The following is an 8,640-nucleotide window of genomic DNA, read 5'->3' as shown; positions in this document are numbered from 1 at the left end:
CACCAACGGCGACCTCTACACCTACATGGGCATCGGCGACGGCAAGTTCACCGGCCGCACCAAGGCCGGCTACGGCTACAACATCTACGGCTGAGGACCCGCCATGCGCCTTCGTCGAACCGCGATCGCCGGCGCCCTCGCTGTGGCGGGCCTGATCGCTCCTCCCGCCCCCTCCGCCCAGGCGGACACCGTCAACACGGCCTCCGCACCCGTTCTGCGCTTCCTCAGCTACAACATCTGCGGCAGCTGGGAGGAGTGCAGCTCCACTCCGGACGAGGTCACCAACCGCGTCCAGAAGGTGTACGACGAGACCGTGGCCTGGAAGACGGACGTCGTCCTCCTCCAGGAGGTCTGCCACACGCAGTTCACCAGGCTGGAGCAGAAGCTGGGCTCTCTCGGCTACACGGGCTCCTTCACGGTCACCCAGACCCCCGCCGGGGACACCTCTCAGGACCTCTGCAAGGACAATGCCGTTCCGAACGCGGTGGAGGGCGACTACGGCCTCGCGGTGTTCACGAAGGGGACCGCCACCAACCCGCAGGTCATCGATCTGGCCACGGGCCTGGAGAAGGGCACGGAGAGCTGGACGACCCTCTGTGTGGACGCCCCCCTCCAGGGGCGCACCACCCGGAGCTGCTCGGTCCATCTGTACTCCGGCAGCGCCTCCGTCGCGAAGCAGCAGGCCGAAAGGCTGGCGGCCACCGCGAACTCCTGGATCGACCAGGGCATCCCCGTCGTCCTGGGCGGCGACTTCAACCCCCGGTACAGCGGGGGCCAGGCAAATGCGCCGCTCTCTCCGGTCCTCGACCCCTTCTACAGCCACTCCGGTGGCACCGGCCGCTTCACCGAGGTCGACGAGACGGACACCAGCCGGTTCACCGCCACTTGTTCCTCGCTCAACCCGCCTTCGGGACACTGCCGTTCGGGCGCCCCCACGCTGATGGCGAAGACCCCCGACCCGGAGGCCAAGCTCGACTACGTCTTCCTCAGCAAGGACCACTTCAAGAACGTCGCCGGCGACGCCCTGCCGCAGACCTCCTCGGTCTCCGACCACTACGCCTACCGAGGCGCCGCGACCTGGTCGTTCTGTAACAACCCCGATGACGGCATGGCGGACATGCTCCGCCGCGACGCGGCGGGCGACCTCTGGCGGCACTTCGGCCGTTCCAACGGCGTACTGGATCCCGTGCCCTGCAAGGTGGGCGCCGGCATGGGTGATCTGCGCCTGATCGGGCGGGGCGTCGACCACGACGGCGGTGGCGAGGACCTGTACTCGATCAACAGCGTCGGAGACCTCTTCTTCCACCCCGGCCACACGAGCGAACTGTTCTTCTCCACGCCGCAGAAGGTCGGTTGGGGCTGGCAGGCGGCGACGGCGCTGGACTCCAGCCCCGACATGAACGGGGACGGCCTCGCCGACCTGCTCGTCGCCTTCGACAACGGCGACCTCTACCTCGTCCCGGGCAGGGGTGACGGGAAGGTCGACGCCAAGATCCGCATCGGGCAGGGCTGGGGCGTCTACGACACCGTGCTCACCCCGGGTGACGTCACCGGCGACGGCAAGGCCGACGTCATCGCCCGCGACACGGCCGGAGCCCTGTTCGTGTACCCCGGCACGGGTACGGGGACGCTGGGCGCGCGGACGCAGATCGGCCACGGCTGGCAGATCTACAACACAGTGTTCGCTCCGGGAGACGTCAACGGGGACGGCAAGCCGGACCTGCTCGCCCGGGACGGCGCGGGAACCCTCCAGTTCTACGCCGGGAGCGGGACGCTGAACGGAAACGTCACCTTCGCCGCCATGGTCAAAGCCGGGTCGGGCCTCTCCACCACCGACCTGCTGCGCTGAGACGGCGGTGGCACGGCGGCACGGTCCTCGGCCGTGCCGCCTCAGCGGCCTCGACCACCGGATCTCCCCGAACGCCCGGCCCGTCCGCCACCGGTCACGTGCTCCGTCCTGGCCGTACTCAAGGACACGGCCGACAACATCGCCACCATCCTGCGCGAGTACGCCGAGGCCGCCGTCGACCTGAACCGCGACGTCGCGGACGAACTCAAGCGCGCCGTGAAAAGGCCGCCAAGGAGATCATCGACGACCTGGAGAAGCCCAAGAACCCCAAGGATCTCCTCGGCAAGGTCACGTCGGTCATCAGCAAGGGTGCCGGCCTGATCCTGTCGTTCGACGTCAAGACCGTGCTCAACATCGACACGGCCAAACTGAACCGGATCGTCAACACCTACACCGGCATCCTGGACGGGCTGACCACCCGCATGGACGCACTGAAAGGTCCGCTGGACGAGGCGTACCTGAGCGCCCCCAAATTCGAGGCCGGCGTCGCTCGCGCCCACGGCTTCGGCACGCGAGCCCTGGAGGTAGCAGACGCGTTCTCCATCGGAGATCGTCCACGGTCAGGCCGAGGAGCGTTCCCGAGCCGTCTCGTGCCGTGATGACCGGGTGGGAGTTGACCAGGCCCCGGCACAGCCTGTCGACGTCGTGGGGGCACCCCTCCCATCCGACCGAGTCGTAGAAGAGGCCCGGCATTTCCGCCGGATCGAACACGTCCTCCGTCGCCACGAACACGCTGCCCCCACAACGCTTCGCGACGCGTCACTTCGCCCCCTCTCTCCGCTCGGACGGTCCGGCAGCCGTGAAGATCCGGTCCAGGTGGTGACGGAGCACCGCGATCGCCGACTCCGGACTCCGCTGGCCCACGAGGATGCCGGTGCCCATGGTCGCCGCCATCGCGAGCAGACTGATCGCTTCCGTGCGCGCGTCGACCTCCGGGTCGGCCAGTCCGGCCTCCTGCGCCTGCTCAAGGAGTCCGGTCAGGGAGTCGGGGCCTCCCCCAAGGCCGGGAAGTTAGCGATTTCCCGCTGGTTGCAAGGTAGTTGGTGTCCAGATCGTGGCTGTGTAGAGGCCGGGGCCGATCTTGTGGATGAGGCCGTTGTCGGCCCATCGGGAGAGTTGCCGATACATGGTGTCGAGCCGGATGTCGCCGAAGCGGGCGGCGATCTCCGCGACTCTCCACAGGCGGGTCGGGTCGTCCTGGAGCAGGGCGAGGATGCGGTGCCGACGACGCTGGGCGGGGACGGCGTTCCGGTCATCGCGTGAGACCGCGGGCAGTGGCGGTTGTTCGGGGCCGGGTTCGAGGACGGTGACGGCGAGCTGGGTGAGGGTACGGCTGCGGTCAGGGCGGCCGTCGTCGCGTCGCTCGCTGTAGCGGGACATCGGGGACTTGACCTTGCGGGTGCTGACCCGGCGCCGACGGGACGGGAGGAGCCGGGCCAGGACCCGTCGACCGATCAGCCCGAGGCCCCCGGCCTCGTCGGGGACGATGCCGGCGGCCTGGACGACCTGGTCGCGGGCGGTCTGGAGGGCCACGGTGAAGCAGCAGCGGTCCGGATCGGTGCCGGGTACGGACTCGGCCGCCTCCACCATCACCGCCCGCAATGCCTGGTAGAGCGACAGCAACGCCCACATCTCCTGGTCAAGTCCGGCCGGATCGTTCGAGCGCATCACGTGTCCGTGCAGGATCGTGTGGCGGAGCGCGTAATACGCGCTCTCATGTTCCCAGCGCTCGTGGTAGAGACCGGTGAGGACGGCGGCGGGATGTCGGCGGGCGTCGGTCAGGGTGGTGACCAGACGGTAGGAGCTTGTGAACACGGTTCCGTCGTCGCAGGTCACCGTGATCTCGGCGTCGATGACGCGGACCTTCACGGTGCCGATCACCGAGAGGTAGGAGCCGTCGGCGAGGCGGGTCAGAACCGGAGTGCGGCGGTTGTTACGGAGCCTGCCCAGCACCTGCGCGCCGATCGCGGTCACCGCCGCGAGGAAGGCGTTGCCGTCGAACCCCTTGTCCCACAGCACCAGCATGTCCGGCCTCAGCAGGTGCAGCAGACGGCCGGCATAACTGGTCTCGCCCTCGTCGGTGGGGCCGAACACCGCGCCGATCACGGACCTGGTCCCAGTCTCGACCAGCGTCATCAACTCCAGGGTGGGATAGCCGTGATGTGCCGTCCGTCCCAGCCAGGCCCGGTTACGCTGCGAGTCCGGTACCCGAAGCGAGCTGCAACCGTCGAACGACACTGTCCGGTAGCCGCCGAACCGCACCCCCGGCGTCATCGGGCGGGCCAGCGACCCGGCGAGGACCTCGAACAGCGCACGCATCGGTGCGGTTCCCAGCCGACGCCGCAGGTCCCGCAATCCCTTCGCGCTCGGCGAAGCCACCGGCATCCCCGTCAGGCCACCGACCAGCTTGTCCCACACCAGCCGGTAGCCGACCTCGGGGAACAGACACATCGCGAGCAGGAAGTACACCCCGACCCGGGACGGCAGATCACGCAACCGCCGCTGCACCGTCCGTGTCTCCACCAGCACCGCATCGACCAGCTCGAACGGCACGACCGCCGTCAGCTCCCCCAGATGCCCCGGTGCGAACCGGCCCGCGGCCACGGTCACCGTACGGGTGATAGCCGTCAGGGATGACGGCAGGACAGAATGCAACAGCAACGGAGCTCCTCAGGAACAAGCTGTCTTGGTCGACTGCCTGTACCAACGAGCTCCGTTGCGCTTTACCCTCCAACCCACAACGCGCTTGCGTGACCTGCGAAAACGCTAACTTCCCGGCCTTGGGGCAAGGCCCTGTCTTCGAGTTGGAGGCGGGTGCCGAGTTGCTGGCGGAAGGTCGGATCCGTAGGCCGGGCGGCGGGCGCAAGAGCGCGACCGAGCTGGATCCGGGGCTGCTGCCCGCCCTGTTGAGCCTGGTCGAGCCGGACGAGCGTGGCGATCCGATGTCGCCGCTGCGCTGGACGACGAAGTCACTGCGGCGTCTTGCGGCGGAGCTCACGAGGCGAGGGCACCGTGTCTCGCCGGTGACCGTCGGCCGGATTCTGCGGGAGAGCGGCTTCAGCCTGCAGGCGAACGCCAAGACGCTGGAAGGAGACCAGCATCCGGATCGGGACGCGCAGTTCCACTACATCAACGATCAGGTCATGGTGTTCCAGGCCGCGGGCGAACCGGTGATCAGTGTCGACGCCAAGAAGAAGGAGATGCTCGGGCAGCTGCCGAACACTGGACGCGAGTGGCGGCCCAAGGGCGATCCGGTCCGGGTCGAGGATCACAGCTTCTTCACCGGGCCGAAGGGCGAGACCGCGATCCCCTACGGTGTCTACGACCTGGCCGCTGACACCGGATGGGTCAGCGTCGGAGTCGATCACAACACCTCTGCCTTCGCCGTGGCCACGATCCGCCGCTGGTGGCAGGCCCGCGGCCAGCTCGACTACCCGGCCGCCACCCGGCTGCTGATCACCGCGGACGCGGGCGGCTCCAACGGCTACCGCTACCGCGCCTGGAAAGCGGAACTGGCCGCCTTCGCCGCCGACACAGGGCTGGCGATCACGGTCTGCCACTTTCCGCCCGGCACTTCGAAGTGGAACAAGATCGAGCACCGGCTCTTCTCCCACATCACCATGAACTGGCGCGGCAGGCCGCTGACCAGCCACGAAGTCATCGTGAACGCGATCGCCTCCACCACCACCCGCAGCGGGCTGCGCGTCCAGGCCGAGCTCGACACCCGGTCCTACCCGCTCGGCGTCGCCATCAGCAAGGCCCGCATGAAAGCCCTGCCCCTGGAACCCCACAAGGCTCGCGGCAGCTGGAACTACACGCTCCATCCCGCGCCCCTGACCACCACGGAGCCGCCACCGCCGGGAAGCGGGCCGACTTCAGCCGTGCCGGGACGCAGAAAAGTCCTGGACCTGCTGGACGACCCCCGCCTGACCGGGATGAGCGCAACCGAACTCGACGATGTGACGGCTCGGCTCGCCCCCGCCCAGGAGGCGGAGCGCGAGCGGCGTTGCTTCCAGCAGCGGGGCGGACCGCGTCGCAAGGCGGCCGCCGACCACGGCAAGCCCCTCTTCACCGGCCGCGACCGCATCCTGCTGCCCCTCCTCTACCTGCGTCAGGCCTGTCCCCAACGCGTCCTCGCGGAAATGCTGGAGGTCACCGACCGGGTCATCAGCCCGGTGATCACCGAGACCCGCCTCCTCCTGGACGGCCACAAGGTCAAGGTGGAACCGACAACACTGCTGTTCACCGAACCGGACCAACTGATCGGATTCCTCGACACCGGGACCCTTCCCGCCCGAAGCCGCACCTCGCTGCCCGAAGAGCTCTGCGATCCGGCCCTGACCGGGATGAGCCGCACGGACCTGCAGGAACTCATCGAACGCCTCGCACCCCGCCCTCGCCGAGGGGCGCCGTCACACCCAGCGCGGCAGACCGCGCCAACCGGGCACCCGCGGCGGCGTGTTCGCCCAGAAGATCACCGACCCGGAACGTGTCCTGGTAACCGTCCTGCTCCACCGTCGCGTCTGCACCGGTGAAGTACTGGCCGAACTGTTCCAGGTGAACCGGAGCACCATCGGCAACGCCTTCCGCGACGTCCGCCCCTCCTCGATGCGGATGGGTTCCACCTGCCACCGGCCCCGGTCAAGCACCACACCGCCGAATCCCTGCTCGCCTCCATCTCGACGACAAAACAGTCGAGTTGATTCTTTACGGGTCCAGTGGACGCGGCACCTTCGGTAGCCGGCGCCGAGCACGACCTTGCGGACGGCCTTGACCAGCCCCGAGTGGTGGTCGGCGATGACCAGGCGGACCGCGTTCAGGCCCCGTTCGCGCAGGGAGCGCAGGAACTCGCTCCAGAACGCCTCGGTCTCGCTGTCGCCGGCCATCAGCCCGAGGACTTCGCGTCCGCCGTCCTCGGTGACGCCGGTGGCGATGACCACAGCCTGGGAGACAATCTGGTGGTTCACCCGGGCCTTGCAGTACGTGGCCGCCCAGGTAGATGTAGGGGAAGCGGGTGTGGTCCAGCGGGCGGGTGCGGAAGGCGCTGAGCTCGGTGTCCAGTCCGGCGCAGAGTCGGGAGACCTCGCTCTTGGAGATGCCGGTGTCCGCGCCCAGGGCCCTGACCAGGTCGTCCACGCTGCGGGTGGACACTCTGTGGACGTATGCCTCGACGATGACGGCGTACAGAGCCTGGTCGATACGGCGGCGGCGTTCCAGCAGGCTGGGGAAGAAGCTGCCGGTGCGAACCTTGGGGATCGTCAGGTCCAGGTCCCCGGCCTGGGTGGTCAGCCCCCTCTCGCGGTGCCCGTTGCGCCAGGTCGTGCGGGTCTCGGTGTGTTCGCCGGGCTCCGCACCGATGTGGGCGGTGGCCTCGGCCTCGATGAGCTCCCGCAAGATCCGCTGGGCCAGGACCCTGATCAACTCGATTCCGTCCGCCGTACGCAGTGACTCCATCAGCCGGAGCAAGTCATGCTGGGACAAGGCCATCGCGTCACCTCTCTCAACGAGCTTCTCCACTCGGAGAGTTGCGCGATGGCCGCCTCATGACCAGGAGCTACGCGGAGATCGCTGCTACACCACTCGACGGGACACCATCTCGGGACATCCGCGACGTGTGGGAGAAGGCCTTCGACGAACTGAGCCCCGACGCCCAGGCTGCTGCGTGAATCTCACGGAACTGCACCGGCGGCTCCTCGCGGATGTCCTCGCCGTGGGCGACATCCACCCGCTCGTGCTCACGGGTGGCTACGCCGTCCAGGCGCACGGGACTGGTCGACCGGCTCGGCAAAGGCCTCCATGTCGCCACCGAGAACCCGGAGTGCTGGAGGAGACCGCTGCCACCGTGCGCGCCGGGCTGGAACAACGCGGCTGACAGGTGCGGGGGTCGGAAGCCGATGCGTTGTCCGCTCGGCTGATCGTCACCGACACCGCCACCGCCACCGCCACCGCCACCGCCACCGGCGAGGAATGCGAGGTCGACGTCCTCAGGGAAGCGCTCCGGCGCCCACCCGTGAAGACCCCACCGGCTTGGCGCTTTCCCTGGAAGACGTGGTCGGCATGAAGGTCCGCGCGCTGGCGGACCGCGGCCCGGCACGTGACCTGATCGACGTCCGCGCGGCAGCCGATCGCTGGAGTCGCATCGAGCTCGAGGAGCTCGGCCGCCGCCACGCCCGCGACAGCTTCGACCTCTGCGAACCGCAGACGCAGGCTCCGTCGACTGCCGACACCCCAGCTGGTCGACCGCCTTGCTTCCGGAACACCGCATTCGGAGCACACGAATACCTGTGTTCGCGGCCTTAGATTTTAACGGCTGTCGCGGACAGAGTTTTTACCGGCGACACACAGGGAGAAATATTCGCAGCGCACAGACCACGAGGACGTGCTACTGTCGAAGTCAGTTGCAGTTTTGGTACCCAAAGACTTCAAGCGCCTCCCATCGGCCGCGTGCCACACGGAAGCGCTTTGTATTTCCGGTCATTTTCCGGGCAGGGCATCATCGCGGCGACACGGGATCCGTGCGGTACGGATTCCGTCGTACTTGCCCAGAGGAGAAATGACATGGCTACTGGCACCGTGAAGTGGTTCAACGCGGAAAAGGGCTTCGGCTTCATCGAGCAGGATGGTGGCGGCCCTGACGTGTTCGCACACTACTCGAACATCGCGACGCAGGGTTTCCGCGAGCTCCAGGAGGGCCAGAAGGTCTCCTTCGACATCGCGCAGGGCCAGAAGGGCCCGACGGCCGAGAACATCGTTCCCGCCTGACGCTGACGCGTAATACACAGCTGGGGCCC

General features: G+C 68.0%; 5 protein-coding genes and 4 pseudogenes. 6 read left to right on the top strand and 3 right to left on the bottom strand.

Features of this window, described 5'->3' with window-relative positions:
• The first annotated feature begins 103 nt into the window (after window positions 1-103).
• A complete protein-coding gene (locus ACFW2Y_RS26515) occupies window positions 104-1,849 on the top strand; it encodes an FG-GAP-like repeat-containing protein (RefSeq protein WP_384884124.1) in 1,746 nt (581 codons plus the stop codon).
• Between the two features lie 98 nt (window positions 1,850-1,947).
• Window positions 1,948-2,448, top strand: a complete 501-nt coding sequence (locus ACFW2Y_RS26510; RefSeq protein ID WP_384884121.1) for a hypothetical protein — start codon at window positions 1,948-1,950, stop codon at window positions 2,446-2,448.
• Window positions 2,449-2,608: 160 nt separating this feature from the next.
• On the opposite strand, the pseudogene ACFW2Y_RS26505 reads toward ACFW2Y_RS26510, so the two are convergent.
• Together ACFW2Y_RS26505 and ACFW2Y_RS26500 are read right to left on the bottom strand one after the other, a co-directional pair.
• Window positions 2,609-2,836: pseudogene (locus tag ACFW2Y_RS26505) on the bottom strand (TetR/AcrR family transcriptional regulator); the annotation flags it as partial.
• A 24-nt stretch (window positions 2,837-2,860) separates the two neighbouring features.
• Window positions 2,861-4,459 (bottom strand): IS4 family transposase, encoded by a 1,599-nt coding sequence (locus ACFW2Y_RS26500; RefSeq protein WP_384884118.1) that lies wholly within the window; start codon window positions 4,457-4,459, stop codon window positions 2,861-2,863.
• Window positions 4,460-4,644: 185 nt separating this feature from the next.
• Between ACFW2Y_RS26500 and ACFW2Y_RS26495 the strand changes: the two are divergent.
• A pseudogene (locus ACFW2Y_RS26495) lies at window positions 4,645-6,552 on the top strand (ISAzo13 family transposase); the annotation flags it as partial.
• 6 nt (window positions 6,553-6,558) lie between these two features.
• On the opposite strand, the pseudogene ACFW2Y_RS26490 reads toward ACFW2Y_RS26495, so the two are convergent.
• A pseudogene (locus tag ACFW2Y_RS26490) lies at window positions 6,559-7,336 on the bottom strand (IS256 family transposase); the annotation flags it as partial.
• Between the two features lie 56 nt (window positions 7,337-7,392).
• Between ACFW2Y_RS26490 and ACFW2Y_RS26485 the strand changes: the two are divergent.
• The 3 genes and pseudogenes from ACFW2Y_RS26485 (at window position 7,393) to ACFW2Y_RS26475 (ending at window position 8,611) form a co-directional block, all read left to right on the top strand.
• Window positions 7,393-7,515, top strand: a complete 123-nt coding sequence (locus tag ACFW2Y_RS26485) for a hypothetical protein (RefSeq protein WP_384884116.1) — start codon at window positions 7,393-7,395, stop codon at window positions 7,513-7,515.
• Window positions 7,512-8,056: pseudogene (locus ACFW2Y_RS26480) on the top strand (nucleotidyl transferase AbiEii/AbiGii toxin family protein); the annotation flags it as partial. The gene ACFW2Y_RS26485 and the pseudogene ACFW2Y_RS26480, both read left to right, overlap by 4 nt.
• A 351-nt stretch (window positions 8,057-8,407) precedes the next feature.
• Window positions 8,408-8,611 carry a cold-shock protein gene (locus ACFW2Y_RS26475; protein ID WP_030600152.1) on the top strand — a complete coding sequence of 68 codons (204 nt, stop codon included), beginning with the start codon at window positions 8,408-8,410 and terminating at the stop codon, window positions 8,609-8,611.
• The last annotated feature ends 29 nt before the right edge of the window (window positions 8,612-8,640 follow it).

Origin of the sequence: Streptomyces sp. NPDC058877 (assembly GCF_042742855.1) — a bacterium.
Taxonomy (GTDB): Bacteria; Actinomycetota; Actinomycetes; order Streptomycetales; family Streptomycetaceae; genus Streptomyces.
This window is presented reverse-complemented; position numbering and strand designations above follow the sequence as displayed.

Coding starts and splice junctions, on each gene's coding strand:
- ACFW2Y_RS26485 (WP_384884116.1), top strand. CDS start 7,393: ATGACCAGGAGCTACGCGGAGATCGCTGCTACACCACTCGACGGGACA.
- ACFW2Y_RS26475 (WP_030600152.1), top strand. CDS start 8,408: ATGGCTACTGGCACCGTGAAGTGGTTCAACGCGGAAAAGGGCTTCGGC.
- ACFW2Y_RS26515 (WP_384884124.1), top strand. CDS start 104: ATGCGCCTTCGTCGAACCGCGATCGCCGGCGCCCTCGCTGTGGCGGGC.